Annotated in this window: 22 protein-coding genes and 1 tRNA gene; 7 read left to right on the top strand and 16 right to left on the bottom strand. The window is 64.6% G+C overall.

Translation table 11 applies throughout. The features are described 5' to 3' along the window. Positions 1-150: 150 nt before the first annotated feature. The 4 genes from mreC (at position 151) to rodA (ending at position 5,362) form a co-directional block, all read left to right on the top strand. Positions 151-1,287, top strand: a complete 1,137-nt coding sequence (gene mreC / locus AWB67_RS18625) for a rod shape-determining protein MreC (RefSeq protein WP_087657728.1) — start codon at positions 151-153, stop codon at positions 1,285-1,287. Continuing rightward, entirely contained in the window at positions 1,284-1,796 is a 513-nt protein-coding gene (gene mreD, locus AWB67_RS18620; RefSeq protein WP_087657727.1) for a rod shape-determining protein MreD, read from the top strand. Before mreC ends, mreD begins: the two co-directional genes overlap by 4 nt. A gap of 79 nt (positions 1,797-1,875) precedes the next feature. After that, positions 1,876-4,203, top strand: coding sequence for a penicillin-binding protein 2 (gene mrdA / locus AWB67_RS18615; RefSeq protein ID WP_087657726.1), 2,328 nt, complete (start codon positions 1,876-1,878; stop codon positions 4,201-4,203). A 10-nt stretch (positions 4,204-4,213) separates the two neighbouring features. After that, on the top strand, positions 4,214-5,362 hold the full coding sequence (rodA, locus tag AWB67_RS18610) for a rod shape-determining protein RodA (RefSeq protein ID WP_087657725.1): 1,149 nt from the start codon (positions 4,214-4,216) through the stop codon (positions 5,360-5,362). A 56-nt stretch (positions 5,363-5,418) separates the two neighbouring features. Here rodA and AWB67_RS18605 read toward each other — a convergent pair whose 3' ends face one another. From AWB67_RS18605 to def, 14 genes are all read right to left on the bottom strand, one after another. Then, on the bottom strand, positions 5,419-6,069 hold the full coding sequence (locus AWB67_RS18605) for a tetratricopeptide repeat protein (protein WP_087657777.1): 651 nt from the start codon (positions 6,067-6,069) through the stop codon (positions 5,419-5,421). 35 nt (positions 6,070-6,104) lie between these two features. Further along, positions 6,105-6,887, bottom strand: coding sequence for an HpcH/HpaI aldolase family protein (locus AWB67_RS18600; RefSeq protein WP_087657724.1), 783 nt, complete (start codon positions 6,885-6,887; stop codon positions 6,105-6,107). A 148-nt stretch (positions 6,888-7,035) separates the two neighbouring features. Continuing rightward, positions 7,036-7,482: a 6-carboxytetrahydropterin synthase QueD gene (gene queD, locus AWB67_RS18595; protein WP_087657723.1), complete on the bottom strand. Its 447-nt coding sequence runs from the start codon at positions 7,480-7,482 to the stop codon at positions 7,036-7,038. Between the two features lie 20 nt (positions 7,483-7,502). Further along, positions 7,503-8,135 (bottom strand): 7-carboxy-7-deazaguanine synthase, encoded by a 633-nt coding sequence (gene queE, locus AWB67_RS18590; protein ID WP_087657722.1) that lies wholly within the window; start codon positions 8,133-8,135, stop codon positions 7,503-7,505. 25 nt (positions 8,136-8,160) lie between these two features. Beyond that, positions 8,161-8,895, bottom strand: a complete 735-nt coding sequence (gene queC / locus AWB67_RS18585) for a 7-cyano-7-deazaguanine synthase QueC (protein ID WP_087657721.1) — start codon at positions 8,893-8,895, stop codon at positions 8,161-8,163. Positions 8,896-9,265: 370 nt separating this feature from the next. Beyond that, a tRNA-Phe gene (locus AWB67_RS18580) sits at positions 9,266-9,341 on the bottom strand. Positions 9,342-9,431: 90 nt separating this feature from the next. Then, positions 9,432-10,148: a response regulator transcription factor EsaR gene (esaR, locus tag AWB67_RS18575; RefSeq protein WP_087657720.1), complete on the bottom strand. Its 717-nt coding sequence runs from the start codon at positions 10,146-10,148 to the stop codon at positions 9,432-9,434. Next, complete coding sequence (locus tag AWB67_RS18570) at positions 10,149-12,542, bottom strand: sensor histidine kinase (RefSeq protein ID WP_087657719.1); 2,394 nt, start codon at positions 12,540-12,542, stop codon at positions 10,149-10,151. A gap of 22 nt (positions 12,543-12,564) precedes the next feature. After that, the gene (locus AWB67_RS18565) at positions 12,565-13,161 is read right to left on the bottom strand and encodes a DUF4390 domain-containing protein (RefSeq protein ID WP_087657718.1); all 597 of its coding nucleotides are present in this window, start codon (positions 13,159-13,161) and stop codon (positions 12,565-12,567) included. Further along, positions 13,158-14,573 (bottom strand): 16S rRNA (cytosine(967)-C(5))-methyltransferase RsmB, encoded by a 1,416-nt coding sequence (gene rsmB, locus AWB67_RS18560; RefSeq protein WP_087657717.1) that lies wholly within the window; start codon positions 14,571-14,573, stop codon positions 13,158-13,160. The genes AWB67_RS18565 and rsmB overlap by 4 nt, the downstream gene beginning before the upstream one ends. 133 nt (positions 14,574-14,706) lie before the next feature. After that, entirely contained in the window at positions 14,707-15,564 is an 858-nt protein-coding gene (gene htpX / locus AWB67_RS18555) for a zinc metalloprotease HtpX (protein ID WP_087657716.1), read from the bottom strand. Between the two features lie 118 nt (positions 15,565-15,682). Beyond that, a complete protein-coding gene (locus AWB67_RS18550) occupies positions 15,683-16,315 on the bottom strand; it encodes a LysE family translocator (RefSeq protein WP_087657715.1) in 633 nt (210 codons plus the stop codon). Between the two features lie 71 nt (positions 16,316-16,386). Next, the gene (gene fmt, locus AWB67_RS18545) at positions 16,387-17,364 is read right to left on the bottom strand and encodes a methionyl-tRNA formyltransferase (RefSeq protein WP_087657714.1); all 978 of its coding nucleotides are present in this window, start codon (positions 17,362-17,364) and stop codon (positions 16,387-16,389) included. A 47-nt stretch (positions 17,365-17,411) separates the two neighbouring features. Next, on the bottom strand, positions 17,412-17,915 hold the full coding sequence (gene def / locus AWB67_RS18540) for a peptide deformylase (RefSeq protein WP_087657776.1): 504 nt from the start codon (positions 17,913-17,915) through the stop codon (positions 17,412-17,414). 209 nt (positions 17,916-18,124) lie between these two features. On the opposite strand from def, the gene dprA reads away from it, so the two are divergent. The 3 genes from dprA to AWB67_RS18525 all read left to right on the top strand — a co-directional run bounded on the left by dprA (position 18,125) and on the right by AWB67_RS18525 (position 22,961). Then, complete coding sequence (dprA, locus tag AWB67_RS18535) at positions 18,125-19,702, top strand: DNA-processing protein DprA (RefSeq protein WP_235025215.1); 1,578 nt, start codon at positions 18,125-18,127, stop codon at positions 19,700-19,702. 73 nt (positions 19,703-19,775) lie between these two features. Further along, the gene (locus AWB67_RS18530) at positions 19,776-20,153 is read left to right on the top strand and encodes a thioredoxin family protein (RefSeq protein ID WP_087657713.1); all 378 of its coding nucleotides are present in this window, start codon (positions 19,776-19,778) and stop codon (positions 20,151-20,153) included. A gap of 162 nt (positions 20,154-20,315) precedes the next feature. Continuing rightward, entirely contained in the window at positions 20,316-22,961 is a 2,646-nt protein-coding gene (locus AWB67_RS18525; RefSeq protein ID WP_087657712.1) for a DNA topoisomerase III, read from the top strand. Positions 22,962-23,037: 76 nt separating this feature from the next. On the opposite strand, the gene gvmR is transcribed toward AWB67_RS18525, so the two are convergent. Next, positions 23,038-24,132: a transcriptional regulator GvmR gene (gene gvmR, locus AWB67_RS18520; RefSeq protein ID WP_087657711.1), complete on the bottom strand. Its 1,095-nt coding sequence runs from the start codon at positions 24,130-24,132 to the stop codon at positions 23,038-23,040. Between the two features lie 322 nt (positions 24,133-24,454). Next, the gene (locus AWB67_RS18515) at positions 24,455-26,320 is read right to left on the bottom strand and encodes a phosphoenolpyruvate carboxykinase (GTP) (RefSeq protein ID WP_087657710.1); all 1,866 of its coding nucleotides are present in this window, start codon (positions 26,318-26,320) and stop codon (positions 24,455-24,457) included. Positions 26,321-26,471: the final 151 nt, after the last annotated feature.

The raw sequence follows: 26,471 nt of genomic DNA, 5'->3' as shown, positions 1-26,471 counted from the left end.
GCCCCGACGCACTGAAACAGCACCCCGCGTCACGCGACGCCCGCACGGCCCGGCTCATCCCGGGCCGTTGTCGAAACAGCGTAGGGCAGGTCGGGCCACGAGCCTCGTGCCTGCAGCTTCGTCCAACCGCTCACGCCCTCGGCGCCGACCATGGAATACAGTCCGCCGCCACTTTTCAAGCAAGGCCCGTCTGCGCTCGCGCGGCTGATCTTCTTCGTGGTGCTCGCAATCGCGCTGCTCATCTCCGATGCCCGCTTCAACACGCTCGAAATCGTTCGCGGCGTGCTTGGCGCGGGCCTTTATCCTTTGCAGCGCGCCGCGCTCGTGCCGCGCGACATCTTCATGGGCGCGACCGATCTGGCCATAACCAGCGCCGCACTGCGCAACGAAAACCAGGCACTTGCCGACAAAAACCTCCAGCTTTCGATCAAGGCCGGTGATGCCTCGCAACTGAGCATCGAAAACACGCATTTACGCGCCTTGTTGAACTTGCAATCGCGCGCAACGACGCAAACCACGCCCGCCGAAGTGCAGTACGACACCCGCGATCCGTTCACGCAGAAGGTCGTGATCGGCAAGGGCGCGCAGCAGGGCATCCAGGACGGCGCGCCGGTCGTCAACGAGGACGGCGTGATCGGTCAGGTCACGCGCGTCTTTCCGCTGCAATCCGAAGTCACGCTGCTGTCCGACAAGGACCAGGCCGTGCCCGTGCAGATCGTGCGGACGGGTTTGCGCAGCGTGATCTACGGCACGCCGAAGGGTGACACGCTCGATCTGCGCTTCGTGCCGATCAGCGCCGACGTCCAGGCCGGCGACGAACTCGTGACGAGCGGTCTCGACGGCATCTATCCGCCGGGGCTCGCCGTGGCGAAGGTCGTGCGCGTCGACAAACAGGCGGATACTGCGTTCGCGCGCGTCGTTTGCCTGCCGGTCGCACCGGTGCGCGGCGCGCGCCAGTTGCTCGTGCTGCATTACAACGTGAACGTGCCGCCGAATCCGATCGAAGTCGAAGCCGCCGCCGCCGCGAAAGAGGCGAAGGAAAACAAGGGCAAGAAGGGTAAAGGATCGAAGGCGGCGATTCCGGCCGTGGGCAGCGCGGCATCGGCCGCAGCGCCTGCAGGGCCGGCCAGCAGCGCCGCCGCCGCCAAGCCTGCGGCACCCGTCGCCGCAAAACCGGCAGCGCCAGCGTCCGGAGCGGCCGCCGCACCCAAGCCCGCCTCAGCGACGACGCCGCACAAGAGCAGGAAGGCGCATCTCCCGAGAGCCGCGTCCGGAGCCGCGCAATGAATCGTCCGCAATACATCCTGCAACCGGTCAATCCGTACTTCATCACGTTCAGCCTGGCCGCGGCCTTCCTGCTGAACCTGATGCCGTGGGGCCGGCTGGTCGGCGTCCCCGATTTCGTCGCGGTCGTGCTGCTGTTCTGGAACGTCCACCAGCCGCGCAAGGTCGGGATGGGCATCGCGTTCATGCTCGGCCTCCTGATGGACGTGCACAATGCCAGCCTCCTCGGCGAACACGCGCTCGCGTATACGCTGCTGTCGTACGGCGCGATCACGATTCACCGGCGCGTGCTGTGGATGTCGCTGCCCGTGCAGACGTTCGTCGTCGCGCCGTTGCTGGTCGGCGCGCAGATCGTGCCGTTCGTGATCCGTCTGCTGACGGGCGCCGCGTTCCCCGGCTGGGGCTATCTGATCGACGGTTTCGTCGAAGCGCTGCTTTGGCCGGTCGCGAGCTTCCTGCTGCTGATGCCGCAACGGCGCGCAGCCGATCCCGACGACACCCGTCCGATCTGAACACGGCCGCGCGCCGCTCATGGCGGTTTTGCGCGGCGTGGCTACACTGAAATAAATCGCGTACTAGCGCGAAATTTGCATGACCGAAATCAAGAACGCCGAACAACTGTTGTCGAAATTCCGCCTGCGCGTCGCGGCGGCGGGGCTGTTCGTGTTCGTCTGCTTCGGCCTGATCGGGCTGCGCTTTTTGTATCTGCAAGTCTGGCATTTCAGCAAATACTCGCTGCAAGCGAACGAAAACCGCATCTCCGTCGCGCCGATCGTGCCGAACCGCGGCATCATCACCGACCGCAACGGCATCGTGCTCGCGAAGAATTATTCGGCTTACACGCTCGAAATCACGCCATCGAAGATCGGCGGAACGCTCGACGAAGAAATCGACGCGCTCGCGCAAGTCATCCCGATTGACTCCCGCGACCGCCGCCGCTTCAAGAAGCTGCTCGAAGACTCGAAGAATTTCGAAAGCCTGCCGATCCGCACCCGCTTGACCGACGAGGAAGTCGCGCGCTTCACGGCGCAGCGCTATCGCTTTCCGGGCGTCGAAGTGCGCGCGCGCCTCTTCCGCCAATATCCGCTCGGGCCGACGGCGGCGCACGTGATCGGCTATATCGGGCGGATTTCGCAGCGCGACCAGGAACGCATCGACAACGCCAGCGACCAGAACGACGCCGATCAGGAACACTACGATGCCCGTCTGGACGCGAACAACTACAAGGGCACGGATTACACCGGCAAGATCGGCGTCGAGCAGAGTTACGAGACGGAACTGCACGGCCTGACGGGTTTCGAGGAGGTGGAAGTGACGGCGGGCGGCCGGCCAGTGCGCACGATGTCTCGCACGCAGGCGACGCCCGGCAACAACCTCGTGCTGTCGCTGGATATCGGCTTGCAGCAGGTCGCCGAGCAGACGTTCGCGGGCAAAAAAGGCGCGCTCGTCGCGATCGAGCCTTCCACCGGCGACATCCTCGCGTTCGTCTCCGCGCCGAGCTTTGATCCGAATTCGTTCGTCGACGGCATCGACCAACAGACCTGGGACACGCTCAACAACTCGCCCGATCATCCGCTGCTCAATCGTCCGCTGCACGGCACGTATCCACCGGGCTCGACGTACAAGCCGTTCATGGCGCTGGCCGCGCTCACGCTCAAGAAGCGCACGCCCGGCTGGGGCTTCCAGGACCCTGGCTACTTCACGTTCGGCGGCCACACGTTCCGCAACGACGTGCGTTCGGGCCAGGGCTGGGTCGACATGAACCGCGCGATCGTCGTCTCGAATGACACGTATTTCTACATACTTGCCCGTGATCTCGGCGTGAACGCGATGGCCGGCTTCATGAAACCGTGGGGTTTCGGCCAGATTACCGGCATCGATATTTCGGGTGAGGCGCGCGGCATTCTTCCGTCGACGGAATGGAAGAAGAAGGCGTATCGCAAGCCCGAGCAGCAGCGCTGGTACGAAGGCGAGACGATCAGTCTCGGCATCGGGCAGGGTTACAACTCGTTCACGATCCTCCAACTCGCGCACGCGACCGCGACGCTCGCGAACAACGGCGTCGTGATGAAGCCGCACCTCGTGCGCGACATCGAAAATCCGATTACGAAGGCAATGCGCGCGACGGTCCGCGGCCCGACCGACAAGATCGCCGTCCGCCAGCAGGACATCGACGTGATCAAGCGCGCAATGGAAGGCGTGGTGACGAACGGCACGGCGTCGAAGGTGTTCATCGGCGCGCCGTATCTCGCGGCTGGCAAGACCGGCACGGCGCAGGTCTATTCGCTGCAGGGCGCGAACTACAAGGGCCACGCGGTCGCCGAGCATTTGCGCGATCATGCGCTCTTCATCGCGTTCGCGCCGGCCGAACAGCCGAAGATCGCGGTGGCGTTGATCGTCGAGAACGGCGGCTGGGGAGCGGAATCGGCCGGCCCGATCGCGCGCAAGGTGCTCGACTATTACCTCGTCGATCGGTTGAAGCCCGGCGCGCAGGCAGCGGCCGTGGCAGCGGCGGCATCGGCGACGGAAGATACCGGCATGCCCGTGATCGGCGGCCCGCAAACGGCGGTCGATGCGGCACTGCCGGCATCGGTGGCGAACAAGTCGGCGGCGTTTTCGCCGGCGGCGGCGTCGAATCCTGCGGTTGCGAAGGCGGCTTCGCGGGTCGTCGCGGGCGGGGCGCCAGCGGCGGCGCCCGCACAGGCGGCTTCGCGTGCCGCCACAGGCGCCGCGCGCGGTGCCTCCGCTCCGGCCGCAGCGTCGGCATCGGCTGCGCCTGCCACCCCGGCGAACGCCGGTGCGCCGAATAGGAAGCGCGCGCCGAAAGGCCCGGCGGCGGCATCGACGCCCGCCATCCCGCGCAACGACAGCCGCGACACCGTCCAAACCTTGACGCCTACGGGCGGCATCGACGAATAAGGGAGACAGGATGCAACTCGACAAGCGCGCCTGGATCGACCGGGCAAAACGCATGTTCGCGGGCTTCGACCGCCCGCTCGCGCTGATCGTGTTCTTGCTGCTGTGCGTCGGGATCGTGACGCTCTACAGCGCGAGCCTCGACATGCCCGGCCGCGTGGAAGACCAACTGCGCAACATCATGCTGACGTTCGGCCTGATGTGGATCCTCGCCAACATTCCGCCACCGACGCTGATGCGCTTCGCCGTGCCGCTCTACACGTTCGGCGTCGCGTTGCTGATCGCGGTCGCGATGTTCGGGCTTACGCGCAAGGGCGCGAAGCGGTGGCTGAACGTCGGCGTCGTGATCCAGCCGTCCGAGCTGATGAAGATCGCAATGCCGCTGATGCTCGCGTGGTACTACCAGCGGCGCGAAGGGCAGATTCGCTGGTGGGATTACATCGCCGGCTTCGCGATCCTGATGGTGCCGGTCGGCCTTATCGCGAAGCAGCCCGATCTCGGCACCGCGGTGCTGGTGTTCGCGGCGGGCTTTTTCGTCATCTACTTCGCGGGACTGAGTTTCAAGCTGCTGGTGCCGGTGCTGGCGGCGGGTGTCGTCGTGATCGCGTGCGTCGCCGTGTTCCAGAACCGCATCTGCCAGCCCGACGTGAACTGGCCGCTGATGCACGACTATCAGAAGCACCGCATCTGCACGCTGCTTGATCCGACCTCCGATCCGCTCGGCAAGGGCTTCCACACGATTCAGGCGGTCATCGCGATCGGTTCCGGCGGCACGCTCGGGAAAGGCTGGCTGAAAGGCACGCAGGCTCACCTCGAATTCATCCCGGAAAAGCATACCGACTTCATTTTCGCGGTGTTTTCGGAGGAATTCGGGCTCGCGGGCGGGCTCGTCCTGCTCTTTCTCTACATGGCGCTGATCGCGCGTGGGCTGTACATCGCCGCGAACGGCGCGACGATGTTCGGGCGGCTGCTCGCGGGATCGCTGACGCTCGCGTTCTTCACCTACGCGTTCGTCAATATCGGGATGGTGAGCGGGATATTGCCGGTGGTCGGCGTGCCGCTGCCGTTCATGAGCTACGGCGGAACGGCGCTGACGACGCTCGGGGTCGCGACGGGGCTGATCATGAGCGTCGCGCGACAGAAGCGGTTGATGCAGAGCTGACCGCGCTCTGCTCTCGATGACAAAAGGCCGTCCGGATCGCTCCGAACGGCCTTTTGCTATTGCGGCTTGCTGCGCTCCAGTTCCGCGCTGAGCTGCAGATATTTCAGCTTCGCGGCCGGATCGCCCTGCGCCGCGGCCGCCGCGTAATAAGCGCGCGCGACATTCAGATTGCGCTCGACGCCATCGCCGCCCCGCTCGTAGAACGAGCCCGCGACGTATTGCGCAGTCATGTCGCCGCCCTGCGCCGCTTTCTTGTACCAGGCGAACGCCTGCGTGTTGTCGCGCGCGGTGCCGCGGCCGTCGAGGAACTGGTTTGCTAGCGCCAATTCCGCCTGGACGTGCCCCTGGTTCGCCGCGCGCAGGAACCAGCGATGCGCCTCCGCCGGGTCCTTGTCGACGAACTGCCCGTCGTCGTACATCTTTCCGTAGACGTACTGCGCGTGCGTCATGTCGGCATCGGCGGCGCGGCGTAGCCATACCTTGCCCTCGTCTACGTCGGCGGGGCCGCCTTCACCGTTGAGCAGCATCATCGCGTAGTTGAATTCGGCGAGACGACTGCCCTTCTGCGCCGCGCGCTTGAACTCCGAGCGCGCCGCATTCAGATTGCCCGCGTTGTAGTTGGCGACCGCGTTTTGCGTCGTGAGATCGGTGGATTTGAGTTGAGTCTGCGCGTGCGGCTCGCCGCTGAACGCGACGAAGAGCGCCATCGACGCCGCCACGGCGCTCGACCGGAATCCCGTAGTCATGTTCGAGCCTCCTGCAACGCCTGACGCGTCGCCTTCAACAGCCACATCGCATCCGATGCCAGCGCGATCACCCGGACACCCGCCTGCGCGTACTGCCGCGCGCTCGCGGTATCGAGCGCGAAGATGCCGCTCGCAATGCCCGCGCGCTTCGCGGCATCGACGATTTTGTCGATCGCCGATTGCACGTCGGGATGCTTCGCGTCGCCGAGGTGGCCGAGGCTCGCCGCAAGATCGGCCGGGCCGATGAAGAGGCAATCGATGCCCGGCGTCGCGGCGATCTCATCGACCGCGTCGAGCGCCGCCGCCGATTCGATCTGCACGATCGTCGCGATCTGGGCGTTGGCGCTCGTCATGTAGTCACGGCGCATGCCGTAGGCCGCCGCGCGCACCGCGCCGGCAGCGCCGCGCAGACCGTCGCGCGCTTCCGTTGTCGGATATTGCGTGAGTTGCACGATGCGTGCCGCCTCCTTTGCCGATTCGACGTTCGGAAACATCAGCGTGCGCGCGCCGGCATCGAGCACACGCTTGACGAGCCAGCCCTCGGCGGCGGGCACGCGCACGATCGGCTCGCTCGGCAGATGCGCGGCGGCGATCGCGCGCAACTGGTCGGTGACATCGCGGCTGTCGTTCGCCGAATGCTCCATGTCGATGCAGAGCCAATCGAAACCAGCGTGCGCGAGCGCTTCGGCGGCATCGGCGCTGCCGAGCGACAGCCACAGGCCGTACAGCGTGCCGGATTCGGCAAGCCTTTGTTTCAGGGGATTGGTGAAGGTGCTCATCGCGCGGCTCCCCGGGGAGCCGCGATGCGTGGCGGGCAGAAGAAGGATGACGGCATGGTCTCGCTCCGTGTGCGCCGCTCGGATCAGAAGCGGCTTATCGAGCGATCATACCGTGAGAATAATGGAGCGTCCGACCGTGCCCGGAGGCTCAGGCACGTTCGACGTCGGCCCAGCAATTCGGCGTTTCGTACAGGCGCACGCGCTTCAGCTTGAGGTTCACGCCGTAGTGGGCGTCGTAGACGTCGGCGAGGATCCCGAAAGCGACGGCCGCCATGTTTTCCACCGTCGGAATGCGGTCGAGCACGACGGTCTTGTGGCCCGCCATCGAATCGAGGAATTCGCGCACCTGCGTGTCGCCTTCGTAGACGAGGAACGCGTGGTCCCACTTGTTCACCAGATGTTCCATCGCGAGCGATTTGACGTCGGCGAAATCCATCACCATGCCGCGATCCGGCGCGCCTTCCGTATCGACGAGATCGCCTTGCAGCGTGATTTCGAGCACGTAGCGATGCCCGTGCAGGTTACGGCACTGGCTGCGGTGATCGGGGATGCGGTGGCCCGCGTCGAATTCGAGTTTTCGGGTAATCGTCTGCACGTCGGCTCAATCGTTCTGTATCAGGGGATGTTCAGGTACTTGTGGGTCTGCATCGAAAGGCGCCACTTCGGATGGCGCTTGCACCAGTCGATCGCGAGCTTCGTGTTGATGTCGCGCGACGGGCCGTCCATCGGCTGGACGAGGAAATACTCGAAGTCGAGTTGCGCGTAGTCGGCGAGACGCTGGTTGTCCTGCGGCACGACCACTTTCAGCTCGTTGCCCTTCGTCACGACGAGCGGCGCATCGGCTTTTGGACTCACGCAGATCCAGTCGATCGTCTCGAGCACCGGCAGCGAGCCGTTCGTCTCGATCGCGATCTCGAAGCCGGCTTCGTGCAGCGCATCGACGAACGGCTGGTCGATCTGCAGCATCGGTTCGCCGCCGGTGCATACGACGAACTTGTGCGCCTCGCCCTCGGGCCAGAGCGACGCGATCATCGCGACGAGATCGGCCGGCGTGCGGAATTTGCCGCCGTTCTCGCCGTCGATGCCGACGAAATCGGTATCGCAGAACTGGCAGACGGCGTCCGCGCGATCGTCCTCGCGACCCGACCACAGGTTGCAGCCGGCGAACCGGCAAAACACGGCCGGGCGTCCGGCGTTGGCGCCCTCGCCTTGCAACGTGTAGAAAATTTCCTTTACCGCGTACGTCATGACTAGTCTGTCGTTCCCAAAAAATTCAAACCGGTTCGGTCGTGACCTGCTCGCCCGCGCGATACGCCTCGAAGCCGCGCTTGCGCAGCTTGCACGCCGGGCACTGGCCGCAGCCAAAGCCCCATTCGTGCAGTTCGGCGCGCTCGCCGACGTAGCACGTATGCGTTTCGACGCGAATCAATTCGACGAGCGTTTCGCCGCCGAGGTGCTCGGCGAGTCGCCAGGTGTCGGCCTTATCGAGCCACATCAGTGGCGTTTCGAGCGCGTAGCGCGTTTCCATGCCGAGGTTCAGCGCAACTTGCAGCGCTTTCATGGTGTCGTCGCGACAGTCGGGATAGCCCGAGAAGTCCGTTTCACACATGCCGCCGACCAGCACCTTCAGTCCCCGGCGATACGCAACCGCCGCCGCGATCGTCATGAACATCAGGTTGCGGCCCGGCACGAACGTGTTCGGCAGGCCGCTGGCGGTCGCCTTGATTTCGATTTCGCGGGTCATCGCGGTGTCGCTGATCGCGCCGAGCACCGACAGGTCGATCATGTGGTCTTCGCCGAGCCGCCCGGCCCAGTGCGGAAACGCCTGCGCGACCGCCGCGCGAAAGCCGCCGCGGCACTCCAGTTCGACACGATGCCGCTGGCCGTAATCGAAGCCGAGCGTCTCGACGGTCGTGTAGCGTTCGAGTGCCCAGGCGAGGCACGTGGCCGAGTCCTGGCCGCCGGAAAACAGCACGAGCGCGCTGTCCTTCGCGTCTATCCGAGTCACCGTGAAACTCCGTGAAAGTGTCTGATGTGGCGCGGCGCGGGATGTCACGCAAGATCGCGGTCCACATCGGGCGACGCGGCCGGCCGGGCCGGCTCGTCCAGTATAGGCGGCGCGGATCGAGGCAGGCGCGAGCGCTCGTTATGCCGCTGATTTCGGCGCGCCTTTGGCGTCGGACACTCCCAGAGACGCGTCACGCGGACTTTCGGCCGCCAAAACGAAAAGGACCTGCGAGCCGATGGAGGTAGCGCAAGTCCTTAAATCAGTTGAGATTTTAGCACGGCACTATTTTCCCGGCCTCGTGCATCACGCCAAACGCGCCACAAAGGAAAAAGCCCAAGAACCGATTGGCTCTTGGGCTTCCTTGCAACTTTGGTGGCCTGGGACGGAATCGAACCATCGACACGCGGATTTTCAATCCGCTGCTCTACCAACTGAGCTACCGGGCCAACGAGAACGAGAGTATATCAAAGCGGTTTGTGTCGCTCAAGCGCTTTTGGGCAATTTTCCTAAAATCGCGGAGCGGCCTCCAGCGGGCCTTAAGCCTCGCTTTTGTTCTTCCCGAGATCGACGCCGAGCTGCTTCAGCTTGCGATACAAGTGCGTGCGCTCGAGCCCCGTCTTCTCCGCGACGCGCGTCATGCTGCCGTTCTCGCGCGCGAGGTGATACTCGAAGTACGCGCGTTCGAAGGCATCGCGGGCGTCGCGCAACGGGATGTCGAAGGAAATCGATGCCGTCTGCCCCGGCTGCGCGTGCGCCGCCCCAGCCACACTGGAATCACCCGACGCATTCAACGTCGACGCGCTCGGCAGCGCCGCTGCGGCCGGCACGCTCGATGCGCCCGCCGGCAACGGAGGCTTCGCCGCCGCCGAGAGGATCGGCGCCGCCGCTGTTCCGTGCGCGAGCCCCTGCTCGACCGCCTTCAGCAGCTTTTGCAGCGCGATCGGCTTTTCGAGGAAGTTGAGCGCGCCGATCTTCGTCGCCTCGACGGCCGTGTCGATGGTCGCGTGCCCCGACATCATGATGACCGGCATCGTCAGCTTGCCTTGCGCCGCCCACTCCTTCAGCAAGGTGACGCCGTCGGTGTCGGGCATCCAGATGTCGAGCAGGACGAGATCGGGCGCTTGCCGCAAACGGTAGTCGCGCGCCTGCTGCGCGTTCTCCGCCGCCTCCACCGCATGCCCCTCGTCGCTCAGGATCTCCGAGAGCAATTCCCGGATACCCATTTCGTCGTCTACCACCAGGATGGTTGCCATTTACGCTGCCCTTGTCTGCACTGTTGCTTTTGTCGTTCCGTGGCCCAGCGCCGCGCTCGCTGCCGGCGGGCTCGCGCCCGGCTGGGCGGCGTCGTCCGCGAGTTGCAGGAACAAAATCGAAATCTGCGCGCCTTCGATCACCTCTGCCGCCTTCGACCGATTACGAATGTCGATGCGCGCGCCATGCTCGTCGACGATCTTCTTCACCGTTGCAAGACCCAGTCCCGTGCCCTTCGCCTTCGTCGTGACGTAAGGCTCGAACGCGCGCGACAGTATGCGCGCTGAAAAGCCCGGACCGTTATCCGATACCGTCAGCCGCACCGCGACACGCGCGTGGCCGGACGAATCGGGGTCGCCATATTCTACTGTCCTCGTTTCGAGCAGCACGCGCGGCTCGGCGACGTCGGCAACTGCATCCTGCGCATTTTGCAGGAGGTTGTGGATCACCTGCCGAAGCTGCGTCGCATCGCCGCGGATCACCGGCAGCTTCGTGAGATCGATGGCGATCGCGCTCTTGCCTTCCTCGATGCCGTACAGCGTCAGCACTTCGCCGACGAGATCGTTCAGTTGCAGGTTGCCGAGCACCGCCGGCGGCGTGCGCGCGTATTCGCGGAAATCGTCGACCATCTGCTTCATCGCCTGCACCTGGTTCACGATGGTCGTCGCGCCGCGCTTGAGCACGTCGGCGTCGTGCGGCGAGAGCTTGTCGGCGAGCTTCATCTGCAGGCGCTCGGCGGAAAGCTGGATCGGCGTGAGCGGATTCTTGATCTCGTGCGCGAGACGCCGCGCCACCTCGCCCCACGCGACCGACCGCTGCGCCGAGATGACGTCGGAAATATCGTCGAACACGACGACGTAGCCGGTCGTCTCGGCGTCTTCGGTGTCGCTTTCGGTGGCGCTCAGCAACTGCGTGCCGCGTACGAGAAGCGTGAGCGGCTCGTTTTCGCCCGGCACCGCGACGGCCAGTTGCTGCTGCCAGTGGCCGCGATCGCCGACCGGCTGACCGCTGCCGATCGATGCCGCGTCGCGCTCGGCGAACGCCTTCCTGACCATCGCGCCGAAGTCGGCGAGCACGTCGATCTGTTCGAGCGGCAGATTCAGCGACGCGCTGAACGGCTGCCGGAAAATGCGCTCGGCGCCGCGATTCGCGGTGGTGAGGCGGAACTGCCGGTCGAAGACGAATACGCCCGCCGTCAGATTCGCCAGAATGCTCTCGAGATACGCCTTCGAATGCTCCAGCGCGATGCGATTGTTCTCAACCGCCGCGCGAGCTTCCGATAACTGCCGCGTCATCGCGTTGAACGACTGCGTGAGAAAGCCGAGTTCATCGCGCGATTTCACCTCGCGTTTGGGCGTGTAGTCGCCCTCCGCGACCTCCTTCGTCCCTTGCGCGAGCAGGAAAAGCGGCCGCGCGAGCTGATTCCCGAGCGCGAGCGCGAGCATCATCGCGATGAAGGTCGCGAGGAAGAGCGCGAGCGTCAGCGTGCCGATGTACATCTTGCGCAAGCCGGTGCGCCCGAGACGCTTCTCTTGATATTCGCGATACGCGCGCTGCACGGCATCCGCGTTGTGCGCGAGCGCCTGGCTCACCGGCTGCTCGATCTGCAGGAAGCGCTCGACGGGCTGCAGTTCGGTCGTCGTCGGATCGGGGATCTTCACGATCACGCGCAGACGCAGCGCGCCCTTCGGACCAGTCACGCCGGGCTCGCCGTCGACCTCGCCTTCGATCGCGCCATACGGACGGTCGCGTGCCTGGTTGATCATCAGCGGCGTCGGCAGGTTGTCCGGCACGAGCGCCGAGAAATTGCTCGACGCCTGCGCGACCACGCGCACGTCGGGCGCGGTGCCGCCGCCGCTGCGCATCGGCTCGACGATGGTCGCGTCCTGCACGTTGAACTGGTCGCGCAGGCGCAGAAGAGCGAGCGTGAGGCTCGTTGGATCGGCGCTCGAGAGCTGGTCGCTCATCAACCGGCCCTTGTTCTGCAAGTCCGAGAGCGACGCGTCGAGCATGCCGCGCCCGAGATTGAGCCCGGACGTGAGTGCGGTTTCGACGTTCACGTCGAACCACGATTCGATGCTGCGCGACACGAACTGATACGACACGACGTAAATGATCGCGCCCGGCACGACGCCCACGAGCGCGAAGATGAACGCGAGTTTCGCGAGCAGCCGCGTGCCGAACTTGCCCTGCCGCACACGCGACACGATGATCAGCACGAGCCCCGCGACGATCGCCAGGAACGTCACGGCGACGGCGACGTTCGCGGCATAGAGCCACGAGTAGTAGCGATCGAAGAATTCGGTGTTCGCACTCGCGAGCGCGAGCATCACGAGCAGAAGCACTGCCGTGATGGCGACGGTCGACACGAGCAGTCGAACGACGAAGCTCTTCATGTCCGTGCGACGGCGGCGGAGTTTATTTAGCACGCTCGGCCGCCGTAAAGTTGAATCGTTTCCAGTCGGAAGACAGGCTCCAGTCGCGGTTGTTCACCGCATCGATCTGGAACGGCTTGGGCATCAGCGCGATGTCGAGCTGCATCCGCACGGATGCGATATAGGTTTCGCCCGCCTTCACCTGATTGCGGTCGATGACGTGCCACGAGGTCACGTGCTTGATCACGTCGAGCGCTTCATTGAGGGAGCTGAAGCCGAGTTGCAGGCCGCCCGTCGACACGCGGTACTCGCGCGTGAGCGGCTGGAAGGAAAGGCGAATGCTCTGCGACACGTTCACCGGTTCTTCGTCGAACCAGTACCAGCGTGGCCGCGAGAGGTTGAAATCGGTCGTGAAATAGAGCGGGACGCCTTTGTTGACGGCGTCTTCGAGACTGCTGTTGAGGTCGAATTCGAAGCGGGCGTCGATGCTCCAGCCGCTGCCGTCCGCCTGCAGCGACGCGCGCTGAACGGCGATCGGGTCGGCGAGGGCGGGTTCGGCTGCGACGAAGCTCAGAAAGAGCGCCAGCGCAGTCCAGACCACGGCCACGAGCCGAAGCGGGAAAAAGCGTTTGATCGTCACCGTTTCTGGAAGCGCGCGTAGAAGAATCCGTCGTGGTCCGCGAAGGGTTCCGCGTCCCGGTTCGAGGTGGAAGAAGCGGCGCTCGCGCGGGCGTTGGTCGGCAATAATTGCCCCGGCGCGTCCAATCGTACCGCATCTTCGTGCGTGTCTCCAAACCACTGCGCCTGCAGTTCGCCCTCTTCGGGAAAGATCGAACACGTCACGTAGAGCAGCTCGCCGCCCGTTGCAACGAGCGGCCAGAGCGCCGTGAGAATGCGCCGCTGCTCCGCGACGAGCGCCGCGATGTCCGACGGACGACGCAGCCAGCGAATGTCCGGATGACGCCGCACGATGCCCGATGCCGAGCACGGCACGTCGGCGAGAATGCGGTCGAAGGGATCGCCGTCGGACCATTCGGACGGCTCGCCCGCATCGCCGACGCGGATTTCCGCTTCGAGATTCAGCCGCTCCAGGTTCTGCTTGATGCGGCTCGCGCGCTGCGCATCGCTTTCGAGCGCGATCAGCTCGACCTTTGCCAGTTCCAGCACGTGGCCCGTCTTGCCACCGGGCGCGGCGCACGCGTCGAGCACGCGCATGCCGTCCTTCGCGCCGAGCAGTTGCGCGGCGAGTTGCGCGCCGGCGTCCTGCACGGAGACGATGCCATCGTCGAAACCGGGGATCTTGTCGACCGGCATCGGCGTTTGCAGGCGAACCGCGTGTTCACCGGCGGCGTGCGCCTCGATGTTCGCGGCCTTCAGCGTTTCGAGATAACCGGCGACGCTCGTGCGGCGCGCGTTCACACGCAGCGCCAGCGGACCCTGGCGGTTGCCCGCCTCGAGGATGCTTTCCCACGCGTCGGGCTGGCCGCGCTTGACGGCGTCGATCCACCACGACGGGTAATTCCAGCGCGCCACCGGGTCTTGCGTAACCTCGCCGAGCAGTTTTTCGCGATCGCGCAGGAAGTTGCGCAGCACGGCGTTGACGAGGCCCTTTGCGAACGCGAACTCGCGGCGCGCGGCGATCGCGTTGACCGCCTGATCGACGACCGTGAACGGCGTGTATGCGGCGTGCGCTTCGTCGTCGACGAGCAAGGCGAACGCGCACGCGAGCACGTTAGCGACGTGCGGCGGCGGGGCCTTGCGCATGAGCTTTTGGAGGAGCGCGTCGGCGAGGGCGAGACGGCGCATCGTGCGATACGCGATGTCTTGCGTCGCCCCGCGCGCGGCCGCGTGATTCCCCGACGCCATCACGGTTTGCAGCGCCGCGGGCAACGCCGCGCCGGCGCGCACGGCGCCGACGGCTTGCGCGGCGCCATCGAGCGCGAACGCGAGCGAATCGGAAGCGAGGTGCAACGTGCTGAGATGGGCGTCGGACGACGCTATCGGCTGATCGGCCGAGGGAGCGGCGCGCCGGCGGGAAGGCTTGTCGGTCATGTGGGAGCCAGGACGTCGAGCGGCAAAATGCCGGCTCGCACAAACGAGGCATTGTAACTTGCGGGGGAGAGGGGGATTACAGCGGGGTAGGAGCGCGGCGGCTGGACCGCCGCCGCGCTAAGACAAGGCGCGCTTACTCCATCCGCCCCGTGCGCGCCATTTCCATCAACCTGGCGACACGCTCCTCGGTTGCCGGGTGCGTGGAAAACCATCCCGCGATGCCCCCGCCCGACAGCGGGTTCATGATCATCATCTGCGCGGTGGCCGGATGGGCCTCGGCCGTCGGGAACGGCACGCCCGACGCGTACGCGTGGATCTTCTCGAGCGCGCTCGCGAGCGCCTGCGGATCGCCGGAAATCTGCGCGCCGCCGCGATCGGCTTCGAATTCGCGCGCACGGGAGATCGCCATCTGAATCAGCGCGCCCGCGATAGGCGCGAGGATCGCCACCGCGATGCTCGCAATCGGATTCGATGGACGGCCTTCCGAATCGCGCCCGCCGAAGAACATCGCGAAGTTTGCGAGCGCGGAGATCGCGCCGGCCATCGTGGCGGAAACCGTCGAGATCAGGATGTCGCGATGCTTGACGTGCGCCAGCTCGTGCGCCATCACGCCGCGCAATTCCCGCTCGGAGAGCACGCGCAAAATGCCGGTCGTCGCCGCGACGGCCGCGTGTTCCGGATTGCGGCCGGTCGCGAACGCGTTCGGCGCGTCTTCGTTGATCAGATAGACCTTCGGCATCGGCAACTGTGCGCGCTGCGCAAGGTCGCGCACCATCCGGTAGAACTGCGGCGCGCTGGATTCGTCGACTTCCTGCGCGTTGTACATGCGCAGAACCAGCTTGTCCGAGAACCAGTACGAGAAGAAATTCATGCCGAGCGCAACGACGAGCGCGAGCATCATGCCCTTCGACCCGCCGATCATCCCGCCGATGACGACAAAAAGGGCCGTGATCGCTGCCATCAGCATCGCGGTTTTGACCCAATTGAACATGTGTGGAACTCCTCACCCTTGATCAGATGCGCGTCACGCGCGAACGGTCCGAAGCACGATTGCTCACGGACCCGACTGTAAGCAAAACGTTAGATATGGGCGCCGTCCGATAATTCAATTACCTGTGCGAAGTCGCGAGCCTTATTCCAAGTCCGACGAACGCGCCGCCGACGCCACGGTCCAGCCAGCGTTTCACACCCGGCTTGCCCGAGAAGCGCTGCGTCACGCTGCCGGCGATCCACGCCACGAAACAGTTCCAGATCGTGCTCATCAAAATGAAGACGAGCCCGAGCGCGAGAAACGCGAGCACCTTGTGCGGGCTGTCGGCGGCGACGAACTGCGGGAAAAAAGACACGAAGAACAACACGACTTTCGGGTTCAGCACGTTGGTGATGAAGCCCTGCGTGAAAAGTTGTCGCAGCGATTTGGGCTTTTGTTCAGTGGCGGCGGGCGCATCGGCGTCGGGTTTCGCGAAAATCAGCCGCACGCCGAGATAGATCAGATAGATCGCGCCAGCGAATTTGACGACGGTGAAAGCCGTCGCCGATGCAGCGAGCAGCGCCGTCAGTCCGAAAGCGCACGCGAGCGTGTGCACGATGCAGCCCGCCGATATGCCAAGCGCCGAGACGATGCCGGCGCCCCGCCCTTGCGCGACGCTGCGCCCGACGATGTAAGCGGTGTCGGGGCCGGGCGTGACATTCAGCAGGAAGACCGCGACGAGAAAGAGCGTGAAACCGGTGATGCCGAGCATGGGGAACTCCAGGCGACTCGTTCGCTATTTTGAGTCTTCAATTCTAGCGCCTGGAGCGGTGCGCCTACGCTTTAGGCAAGCGCGAATCGCTGGCCTTTCGCGAACTGCGCGCCAGCGAGGAATTCACGCACCGGCAAGCGCTTGCCGCCGGGTTTTTGCAATTGCGTGAGCCGCAACGCGCTCTCGCCGCATGAGACAACGACGCCGTCCATCGAGACATCGACGATCGTGCCGGGTTCCTTCGTGGGCGCTTCGCCAGTAAAAACCTCGGCGGCCCAGATTTTCACCGCGACGCCTTCGAGCGTGCCGAACGCGCCTGGAAACGGATCGAAAGCGCGGATCTGGCGCGCCAGAACATCGGCGGGACGGCGCCAGTCGAGCGCGGCTTCATGCTTCGCGATCTTTTCCGCGTATGTTGTGCCGTTTTCGGGCTGCGGCGTGGACGGGAGCTTGCCGTCGCGTTCGAGATCGCGCAGCGCCTGCACGATCAGGTCCGCGCCGAGTTGCGCGAGGCGGTCGTGCAACGTTGCCGTGGTGTCGGCCGGGAGGATCGGGATGCGCGCCTCGCGGATCATCGCGCCCGTGTCGAGGCCGGCGTCCATCTGCATCAGCGTGATGCCGGTTTCGGCGTCGCCGGCTTCGATCGCGCGGTGGATCGGCGCAGCGCCACGCCAACGCGGCAGCAGCGACGCGTGAATGTTGATCGAGCCGTGCGGCGCGATGTCGAGCACTTCCTGGGGCAGGATCAGTCCGTAGGCCGCGACGACCATGACGTCGTGCGGCGTCGCGCGCAGTAGATCGATCGCCGCCGATGCTTCCTCCGGATACTTGCCGTTTCGACGTAGCGAAGTGGGCTGCGCGACCTCCAGGCCGTTTTCCAGCGCAAAACGCTTAACCGGGCTTGCGGTGAGTTTCATGCCGCGCCCGGCGGGCCGGTCCGGCTGCGTCAGCACGAGCGGCACGCTGAATCCGGCTGCGTGGATGGCCGCGAGCGCGGCCGCGGCAAACTCCGGTGTTCCGGCAAAAACGACACGCAGCGATTGAGTCATCGATCAGGCAGCCTGCAAATCCAAGTCCATGTGGAACGAAAAGCGCGTCACAGCGCCTTCTCGAGCTTCTTCATCTTGCCGCGAATCCGTGTCTGCTTGAGCGTCGACAGGTATTCGACGAACACATGGCCCGCCAAATGATCCATCTCATGCTGGATGCACACGGCGAGCAGCCCGTCGCAGTCGATCTCGAACGTTTCGCCCTTCTCGTTCAGCGCCTTCACGCGCACTTTCTCCGGCCGCTCGACGAAATCGTAGATGCCGGGCACCGAAAGGCAGCCTTCTTCCCACTCCTTCTTCGTCTCGCTCGACCAGACGATCTCCGGATTGATGAAAACGAGGAGTTCGTCGTGCGCGTCGGAAATGTCGATCACGATCACGCGTTCGTGCACGTCCACCTGCGTGGCCGCGAGGCCGACGCCGGGCGCGGCGTACATCGTCTCGGCCATGTCGGCGACGAGTTGGCGAATGCGGCCGTCCACTTCGGCGACGGGTTTCGCCACCTTGTTCAGCCGCTTGTCGGGGTAGTTGAGTATTTTGAGCAGAGCCATGTTCTGGATTATCGGCGCGCACGGCAGCGCGCGAAAGTTGGCCATTCGGCCAGGTTGCGGGTGGGGGCCGGGGTACGGAAGATATGCGGCTGAACCTCGTCGATTCAACGCCGCCGGCTTTTGGAAGCGCCGCGTTTAAGTGCGTCGCGAGCGCGCGAGCGCGACCGGACGACGACCCTTTTTGTGTTTCGGAATATGAAAATTTTAGCATGACGACTCCCGACCTGCTGACCGTCCCCGCCGCGCCAGAACTGGCTCCCGCGCTTGTCCACAACCTGCGCGCGTGGCTTCGGCTTGCTCACGCGCGTGGATTGCGCCCTATCGAGTTGCGTGCGTTGCTCGGTGAATTCGGCGGGCCGGAGGCGGTGCTGGATCAATCGTTCGGGGCGCTTGCGGCGGTCGCCGGCGAGAGTGCCGCCAAGGCCGTGCTCGCGCCGCCGCCGTGCTTCGGTCACGGCTTCGAAGAATACGTGCAGCGCGCCGCCGATTGGGCGTCGATGCCGGGCAATCACGTCATCACGCTCGCCGATATCGCCTATCCGCGCGCGCTCCTCACCATGCCCGATCCGCCACCGCTTCTATATATAAAGGGGCGGCTGGATCTACTGCAGGCGCGCGCGGTCGCAATCGTCGGGAGCCGTGGGGCGACGCCGCAGGGTATCGAGGACGCGCGGCGCTTCGCTCGGGCGCTGTCGGATGCGGGGCTGACGGTCGTGTCGGGACTCGCGCTCGGCATCGATGCCGCCGCGCACGGCGGCGCGCTCGATGGCTTCGCGGGCACCACCGCCGTGATCGGCACGGGCGCGGACCTCGTGTATCCGCAGAAGAACCACGCGCTCGCGCACCGGATCGCGGAAGACGGCGCCATCGTGTCCGAATGGCCGCTCGGCACACCCGCGCGCTCGGAGAACTTTCCGCAGCGGAATCGATTGATCGCGGGGCTCGTCGAAGGCGTGCTGATCGTCGAGGCGGCGATGCGCTCCGGCTCGTTAATTACGGCGCGGCTCGCGAACGAAATGGGGCGCGATGTTTTCGCGATACCGGGATCGATCCACGCGCCGCTCGCACGCGGCTGTCATCGGATGATCAAGCAGGGAGCGAAGCTGGTGGAGACGCCGGAAGACGTGTTGGAGGAGTTCGGGGTGTTGGTGGACAGTGACGCGCCGCGTCACAGATTTGGCGACAAGCCAGCGCGCAGCCGCAAGGACGTCACGACAACGGAGAGGCGCGCAGCCGAGACCGGTGTTGCGGCGACGGCAATTCGCGCGGACCAAGCCGGCGGTTCAGAGGTCGGGAATTGCGTGCGCGCAGCCAGCGGCAAATTAAAGACTTATCACTCGAGCAGGGCTCGCGGGGTGATTCCGGGAAACTGCGCAAGCCGAGTCGGCAGCACTGAAGCACTATGCCTAGTAGGCGAAACAGACAGCGCGGTGGCACCAAAAGCAGACGACGCAGACCACACGGAAGCGCTAGGCCACGCGGTCGATCGGGACAACGCAGCGACGCCGTCGAATCGCGCGAGCGAGGCCAGCCCCGAGCGAACACTAACTCGCGCGCCGCCGCCCGCAGCCACCGTCTCCTGGGCCTCCGCCCGCGCCGCACCTGCCACCGACGAAACCACCCGCCTGCTAACCGCGCTCGGCCATTCCCCCGCGACCCTTGAAATCCTCGCGGCGCGCACCGACCTGGAAGGCGCAACGCTTCAAGCGCTACTGCTCCAACTCGAACTGGCAGGCCGAATCGAAACACTCCCCGGAGGCCGCTTCGTGCGCATCGAGCGCTCTTGACGCGGCCTCATGCTACATTCGCGGAAATTACCGGCAAAAACGCCTCGCACTAAAAGGACCGTCAAGGAAATCCATGCCCGCGCTGAATCTCGACACCGACGCCGAGCAGATCGCCGAACGTATCGGAGACCCCGGCACGCTTTTCGTCGCCTGCCTGTGCGCCGACTGGTGCGGGACGTGCCGTGATTACCGCGAGGGATTCGACCGGCTCGCCGACGCGCATCCGGACATCTGCTTCGCGTGGATCGACATCGAAAACCAGGCGGACCGCTTCGAGGATCTCGACGTCGAAAACTTCCCGACGATCCTGATCGAGGACGCCATTACGACGCGTTTCTTCGGCACCGTGCTGCCGCAGGCGTCGATCGTCGGGCGCATGCTCGTCGACCTGACGGCGCTGCCGGGCATCGTCGGCGCGCCGAAATTGCGCCCCGCGCTCGCCGAAGCGTAGCCAGCCCGACGAGCCTTCATCGCGGATCATGAAACGTCCGCGCGCACCATTCGACAGGCTGCTTTTATATGACATGGGAGGCGCGCTCCGCGCACCGTGTGCTATAAAGCGGCGTTAAAGGGTCCCAAACCGGAGCCCAGCCAGTTCCAACCAAATCGAGTCATGTCCAAAGCCCTGATCATCGCCGAGAAGCCATCTGTCGCGAACGACATCGCGCGCGCGCTGGGCGGCTTCACCAAGCATGACGAATACTACGAAAGCGACGAATACGTGCTTTCGTCCGCCGTCGGCCACTTGCTGGAGATCGCGGCGCCCGAGGAATACGACGTCAAGCGCGGCAAGTGGAGTTTCGCCAATCTGCCCGTCATTCCGCCGCATTTCGACCTGAATCCGATCGCAAAAAGCGAGTCGCGCCTGAAAGTGCTGACGAAGCTGCTCAAGCGCAAGGACATCGACCGCCTGATCAACGCCTGCGACGCCGGGCGCGAAGGCGAGCTGATCTTCCGCCTGATCGCGCAGCACGCGAAGGCGAAGCAGCCGGTGCAGCGCCTCTGGCTCCAGTCGATGACGGCCGGTTCGATCCGCGACGGCTTCGCGCATCTGCGCAGCGACGCCGACATGCAGCCGCTCGCCGATGCCGCCCGCTGTCGTTCGGAAGCGGACTGGCTCGTCGGCATCAACGGTACGCGTGCGATGACCGCGTTCAACAGCAAGGGCGGCGGCTTCTTCCTGACGACCGTCGGCCGGGTGCAGACGCCTACGCTGTCGATCGTGGTCGAACGCGAAGAGAAAATCCGCCGCTTCGTGCCGCGCGACTACTGGGAAGTGCGCGCCGAGTTCATCGCCGCAAAGGGCCTCTACGAAGGTCGCTGGTTCGACCCGAAATTCAAGCGCGTCGAAGGCGACCCCGAGCAGCGCGATTCGCGCCTCTGGAGCCTCGCGGCGGCGGAATCGGTTGTCGCGGCCTGTCGCGGCAAGACCGGCACCGTCACGGAAGAATCGAAGCCGTCGACGCAAATGTCGCCGTTGCTCTTCGACCTGACGAGCCTCCAGCGCGAAGCCAACGGCCGCTTCGGCTTTTCGGCGAAAAACACGCTCGGTCTCGCGCAGGCGCTGTATGAAAAGCACAAGGTGCTGACCTACCCGCGTACCGACGCGCGCGCGCTGCCCGAGGACTACATCGCCACGGTGAAGGACACTCTCGCGATGCTCAAGGAGAGCAACAACTATCTCCCGCACGCCAAGCAGGTGCTCGACAAGGGCTGGGTGAAACCGAACAAGCGCATCTTCGACAACTCGAAGATCAGCGATCACTTCGCCATCATCCCGACGCTACAGGCGCCGAAAGCGCTGTCCGAGCCAGAGCAGAAACTGTACGACCTCGTCGTGAAGCGCTTTCTCGCGGTGTTCTTCCCGCCGGCCGAATATCTGGTGACGACGCGCATCACTGAAGTCGCCGGGCATCAATTCAAGACGGAAGGCAAGGTGCTCGTCGAGCCGGGCTGGCTACAGGTCTACGGCAAGGAAGTCTCCGGGGAAGACGCCAACCTCGTGCCGGTGCAGAAGGACGAAAAGGTCGATGTCGAGAAGGTCGCGGCCCACGGTCTCGTGACGAAGCCGCCCGCGCGCTACAACGAAGCGTCGTTGCTCTCGGCGATGGAAGGCGCGGGCAAGCTCGTCGAGGACGAGGAACTGCGCGAGGCGATGGCCGCCAAGGGCCTTGGCACGCCGGCGACGCGCGCGGCGATCATCGAAGGGCTGCTCGGCGAAAAGTACATGGTCCGTGAGGGCCGTGAGCTGATCCCGACGGCGAAGGCGTTCCAGCTCATGACGCTGTTGCGCGGCCTGGGCGTCGAGGAACTGACCGCGCCCGAGCTGACCGGCGAGTGGGAGCACAAGCTGTCGCAGATGGAGCGCGGCAATCTGCACCGCGATGCGTTCATGCAGGAGATCGCCCGCATGACGCAGACCATCGTCAAGCGCGCGAAAGAGTACGACTCCGACACGATCCCCGGTGATTACGCGACGCTCGAAACGCCGTGTCCGAATTGCAGCGGTCAGGTGAAGGAAAACTATCGCCGCTTTGCATGTACGAAGTGCGAGTTTTCGATCTCGAAAATCCCCGGCGGGCGCCAGTTCGAGATTCCGGAAGTCGAGGAATTGCTGCGCGAGAAGACGATCGGGCCGCTGTCGGGATTCCGCAGCAAGATGGGCCGTCCGTTCTCGGCGATCCTGAAGCTCTCGTTCGACGACGAAATCAAGAACTTCAAGCTCGAATTCGATTTCGGCCAGGACAGCGGCGGCGAAGACGGCGAACCGCCTGATTTCTCCGAACAGACGCCGGTCGGATCGTGCCCGAAGTGTCGCTCGCGCGTGTACGAGCACGGCATGAGCTATGTCTGCGAAAACTCGGTTTCAAACCCGAAAACCTGCGATTTCCGCTCTGGAAAGGTGATATTGCAGCAGGAAATCGCGCGCGATCAGATGTCGAAGTTGCTCGAAGAAGGCCGCACTGATCTGCTGACGAACTTCAAGTCGTCGCGAACCGGACGTAATTTCAAGGCGTTTCTCGTGAAGCAGCCGGACGGCAAGATCGGCTTCGAATTCGAGAAGAAGGAGCCGAAGCCGGGCGCGAAAACCGCAGTCAAGCGCGGCGCGGCCGCTGCGGCACCCGCCGAGAGCGGTGACGATGAAGGCGATGGCGACGTCGCGGTAGCAGCGGCCAAGAAGACGGCCAAGGTGCCTGCGAAGAAAGCGCCGGCCAAGAAGGCGGCTGCGAAGAAGGCACCCGCTAAAAAGACCGGCTGAGGCTTTCTGCTCGACTCATGCAAAACGGCCCGTGAATCACTTCACGGGCCGTTTTTTTACACGAAGCATTTGAAACTCAATAAGGCGAATGCGCCGGAATCCGGAACCGTGTCCGCGACGGCTTCGCGAGCTTCGACCCGAGGTCGCCATCGACCGGACGCGGCTCCGCTTCCCTCGCATGCGCGTACGCGGCATGCGCAACGAGCGGCTCCGTCGATTCCTCGCTGATTGCCGGCTTGCCTGCGCCGTCCTTCAGCCACTGCTCGCCGAGCTGGTGATTCGGCGTCTGGCTGAAATGCTCGACGAGGTGATCGATGAAAGTGCGCACCTTCGCCGGCAGATGCCGCCGGCTCGGATACGCGACGTTGATCTCGACCTGCGGCAGCCGGTAGTCGGAGAGCAGCCGCACGAGCGTGCCGCGCGTCGTGTCGTTGCCGATCAGGTAGCTCGGCAAAATAGCGATGCCCATGCCGAGCAGCGCGAACTGCCGCAACATCTCGGTATTGTTCGCGACGATCACGTTCGACGGCCGCACGCGCACCTCGCCGTCCGGCCCGGTGAACACGCGCTCGTCGCCCCAGTATTCCGACGGCAGACTCAGACACGGATGCGCGAGCAGTTCCTCGGGACGCGTCGGCGTGCCGTGCGTGGCGAGATACTCAGGCGTCGCGCACACGGTCATGCAGCCGGTCGTCAGGCGCCGCGTCACGACGCTCGCGCTCCGCACCTGCCGCGCGATCACGATGCCCACGTCGAAGCCCTCCTCGACGAGATCCACCTGCCGGTCGACGAGGGTCACATCGGGGATGACCTTCGGATAGCGTTGCGCGTAGGTCTGCAGCACCGGCGCGAGATTGTGCAGCCCGAACACGACCGGCGCCACGATCCGCAGCGACCCGACCGGCTCGTGATTGCGCGCGACCACCATCTGCTCGACGTCTTCCAGTTCATCGAGAATCTGCCGCGCGCGCTCCAGATATACCTGGCCCGACTCGGTCAGCGAGAGGCTGCGCGTCGTCCGGTTGAGCAGACGCGTGCCGAGCCGCCCTTCCAAATCCGCAACGTGCCGGGTTGCCACGGCGTTCGAAATATCCAGCGCGCTCGCCGCGCGGGCAAAACTGCCGAGATCTGCTACACGGACGAACACCTTCATCGACTGCAAATGATCCATGGGGACAACTCCTGCCGCCAAAGCGGCTTACCTAAAGATTTTCTGCTGCGCAATTGCGAATTATCCTAGGACTTCCGAAAACGTGCAGAAGTTGCCGATTCTTGGTGTTTTTTCGATGAAAGCTTGCGTCTTTGCGCCCTATAAACGTGAAAACTCACCGATTGTTGCGCAATACACAACATCAGCGTGGGGATTATGTAAGCAGGTGGGTAACGAGAAAGCTGGCCGCGCCTAATTTGGCGGGATAGAAGCCCCAAAACCGGAATCTGCAGATGCAGACCCAGTAATGGGGATTGATCAATGAAACCTTCCTAATCGCTGATCAGACGGCGAGGCGCTTCTCGATGCCGGCTTTCGCCTCCGGCAACTGCTCCGGCAGCCCTTGTTCGAGTTTGGTGAACAGTTCGTCATGCAGCGCCAGTTCCGCGCGCCACGCGGCATCATTCACGGAGATCACCTGCTCGAACTGCTCGCGCGTGAAGCCGAGCCCGCCCCAGTCGATGTCCTCGTAACGCGGCGAGATGCCGAACGCGTGTTCCTCGCCTTTGGCCGAGCCTTCGATCCGCCCGACCATCCAGTGCAGCACGCGCATGTTCTCGCCGAAGCCCGGCCAGACGAACTTGCCGTCGTCGCCTTTGCGGAACCAGTTGACGCAGAAGAACTTCGGCGGCTTAGCTTGCAGCGCGTCGAGCCGTTCGCCCATCTTCAGCCAGTGGCCGAAATAGTCGCTCATGTTGTAGCCGCAGAAAGGCAGCATCGCGAACGGATCGCGGCGCACGACGCCCTGCTGGCCCGCCGCGGCGGCCGTGGTCTCCGAGCCCATCGTCGCGGCCATGTAGACGCCCTCGTTCCAGTCGCGAGCCTCGGTCACGAGCGGCACCGTGTTGGAGCGCCGTCCGCCGAAGATGAACGCGTCGATCGGCACGCCCGCCGGGTTCTCCCAGTCGGCATCGATCGACGGACATTGCGACGCCGGCGCCGTGAAGCGCGCGTTCGGATGCGCCGCCTTCGCGCCCGTCTCCTTCGCGATTTCCGGCGTCCAGTCGCGGCCCTGCCAGTCGATCAGATGCGCGGGCGGTGTGTCCGTCATGCCTTCCCACCAGACGTCGCCGTCGTCGGTCAGCGCGACGTTCGTGAAAATCACGTTTTCCTTGAGCGTCGCCATCGCGTTGAAGTTGGTTTTTTCGCTCGTGCCCGGCGCCACGCCGAAGTAGCCCGCCTCCGGGTTGATCGCGTAGAGACGCCCGTCGCGGCCGGGCTTGATCCAGGCGATGTCGTCGCCGATCGTCGTCACTTTCCAGCCGCTCATGTCCTCGGGCGGGATCAGCATCGCGAAATTGGTCTTGCCGCACGCCGAGGGGAACGCCGCCGCGACGTGATACTTGCGCCCCTCGGGCGAGGTCACGCCGAGAATCAGCATGTGTTCGGCGAGCCAGCCTTCGTCGCGGCCCATCGTCGAGGCGATGCGCAGCGCGAAGCACTTCTTGCCGAGCAGCGCGTTGCCGCCGTAACCCGAGCCGAAGCTCCAGATTTCGCGCGATTCCGGGAAATGGACGATGTACTTCGTGTCGTTGCACGGCCACGGCACGTCCTTCCTGCCATCGGCGAGGGGCGCGCCAACCGAATGCACGCACGGGACGAATGCGCCGTCGGTGCCGAGCACGTCGTACACGGCGCGGCCCATGCGCGTCATGATCCGCATGTTCGTCACGACGTACGGGCTGTCCGACAGCTCCACGCCGATATGCGCGATCGGCGAGCCGAGCGGGCCCATCGAGAACGGCACGACGTACATCGTGCGGCCGCGCATCGCGCCGTCGAAGAGGCCGTCGAGCGTCGTGCGCATTTCCTGCGGGTCGATCCAGTTGTTGGTCGGTCCGGCGTCTTCGGGACGCTTCGAGCAGATGAACGTGCGATCTTCGACGCGGGCGACGTCGGATGCATCAGAACAGGCCAGGAAGGAGTTAGGACGTTTCGCTGGATTGAGCTTTTTGAGGGTGCCGGCGGAAACCATCTGTTCGCAGAGGCGGTCATATTCCGCCTGACTGCCGTCGCACCAGACGATGCGGGCCGGTTTGGTGAGTGCGGCGACGCGCTGCACCCAGTCGATGAGTTTTCGGTGCCTGACGTACGCCGGGGCATCGATTTCGACGGCGTTGTTCTGTTCGACTACTGCGGGCTGATTCATCGAGCTGTCTCCGTTCCTAAGGATGAAAACGGTGTTCGCTCATCGACGCTGCCTTGCGAGAGGCGCATTCGGCGTAATCCCGAAGACACGTGGGCAACGTTTGGCGGCGGGCTGCACGCGAAACGGCGGTCATCGGTATTACGCGAAACGG

The organism is Caballeronia terrestris, assembly GCF_001544515.1.
Lineage (GTDB): Bacteria > Pseudomonadota > Gammaproteobacteria > Burkholderiales > Burkholderiaceae > Caballeronia > Caballeronia terrestris.
The sequence above is the reverse complement of the archived record's forward strand: the minus strand, read 5'-3'. Positions and strand labels throughout refer to the sequence as shown.

Coding starts and splice junctions, on each gene's coding strand:
- AWB67_RS18525 (WP_087657712.1), top strand. CDS start 20,316: ATGTCCAAAGCCCTGATCATCGCCGAGAAGCCATCTGTCGCGAACGAC.
- AWB67_RS18605 (WP_087657777.1), bottom strand. CDS start 6,069: ATGGCGCTCTTCGTCGCGTTCAGCGGCGAGCCGCACGCGCAGACTCAA.
- def (WP_087657776.1), bottom strand. CDS start 17,915: ATGGCTCTGCTCAAAATACTCAACTACCCCGACAAGCGGCTGAACAAG.
- mreD (WP_087657727.1), top strand. CDS start 1,284: ATGAATCGTCCGCAATACATCCTGCAACCGGTCAATCCGTACTTCATC.
- mreC (WP_087657728.1), top strand. CDS start 151: ATGGAATACAGTCCGCCGCCACTTTTCAAGCAAGGCCCGTCTGCGCTC.
- AWB67_RS18515 (WP_087657710.1), bottom strand. CDS start 26,320: ATGAATCAGCCCGCAGTAGTCGAACAGAACAACGCCGTCGAAATCGAT.
- rsmB (WP_087657717.1), bottom strand. CDS start 14,573: ATGACCGACAAGCCTTCCCGCCGGCGCGCCGCTCCCTCGGCCGATCAG.
- fmt (WP_087657714.1), bottom strand. CDS start 17,364: ATGACTCAATCGCTGCGTGTCGTTTTTGCCGGAACACCGGAGTTTGCC.
- AWB67_RS18530 (WP_087657713.1), top strand. CDS start 19,776: ATGCCCGCGCTGAATCTCGACACCGACGCCGAGCAGATCGCCGAACGT.
- dprA (WP_235025215.1), top strand. CDS start 18,125: ATGACGACTCCCGACCTGCTGACCGTCCCCGCCGCGCCAGAACTGGCT.
- mrdA (WP_087657726.1), top strand. CDS start 1,876: ATGACCGAAATCAAGAACGCCGAACAACTGTTGTCGAAATTCCGCCTG.
- htpX (WP_087657716.1), bottom strand. CDS start 15,564: ATGTTCAATTGGGTCAAAACCGCGATGCTGATGGCAGCGATCACGGCC.
- AWB67_RS18600 (WP_087657724.1), bottom strand. CDS start 6,887: ATGAGCACCTTCACCAATCCCCTGAAACAAAGGCTTGCCGAATCCGGC.
- rodA (WP_087657725.1), top strand. CDS start 4,214: ATGCAACTCGACAAGCGCGCCTGGATCGACCGGGCAAAACGCATGTTC.
- AWB67_RS18570 (WP_087657719.1), bottom strand. CDS start 12,542: ATGAAGAGCTTCGTCGTTCGACTGCTCGTGTCGACCGTCGCCATCACG.
- gvmR (WP_087657711.1), bottom strand. CDS start 24,132: ATGGATCATTTGCAGTCGATGAAGGTGTTCGTCCGTGTAGCAGATCTC.
- AWB67_RS18550 (WP_087657715.1), bottom strand. CDS start 16,315: ATGCTCGGCATCACCGGTTTCACGCTCTTTCTCGTCGCGGTCTTCCTG.
- esaR (WP_087657720.1), bottom strand. CDS start 10,148: ATGGCAACCATCCTGGTGGTAGACGACGAAATGGGTATCCGGGAATTG.
- queE (WP_087657722.1), bottom strand. CDS start 8,135: ATGACGTACGCGGTAAAGGAAATTTTCTACACGTTGCAAGGCGAGGGC.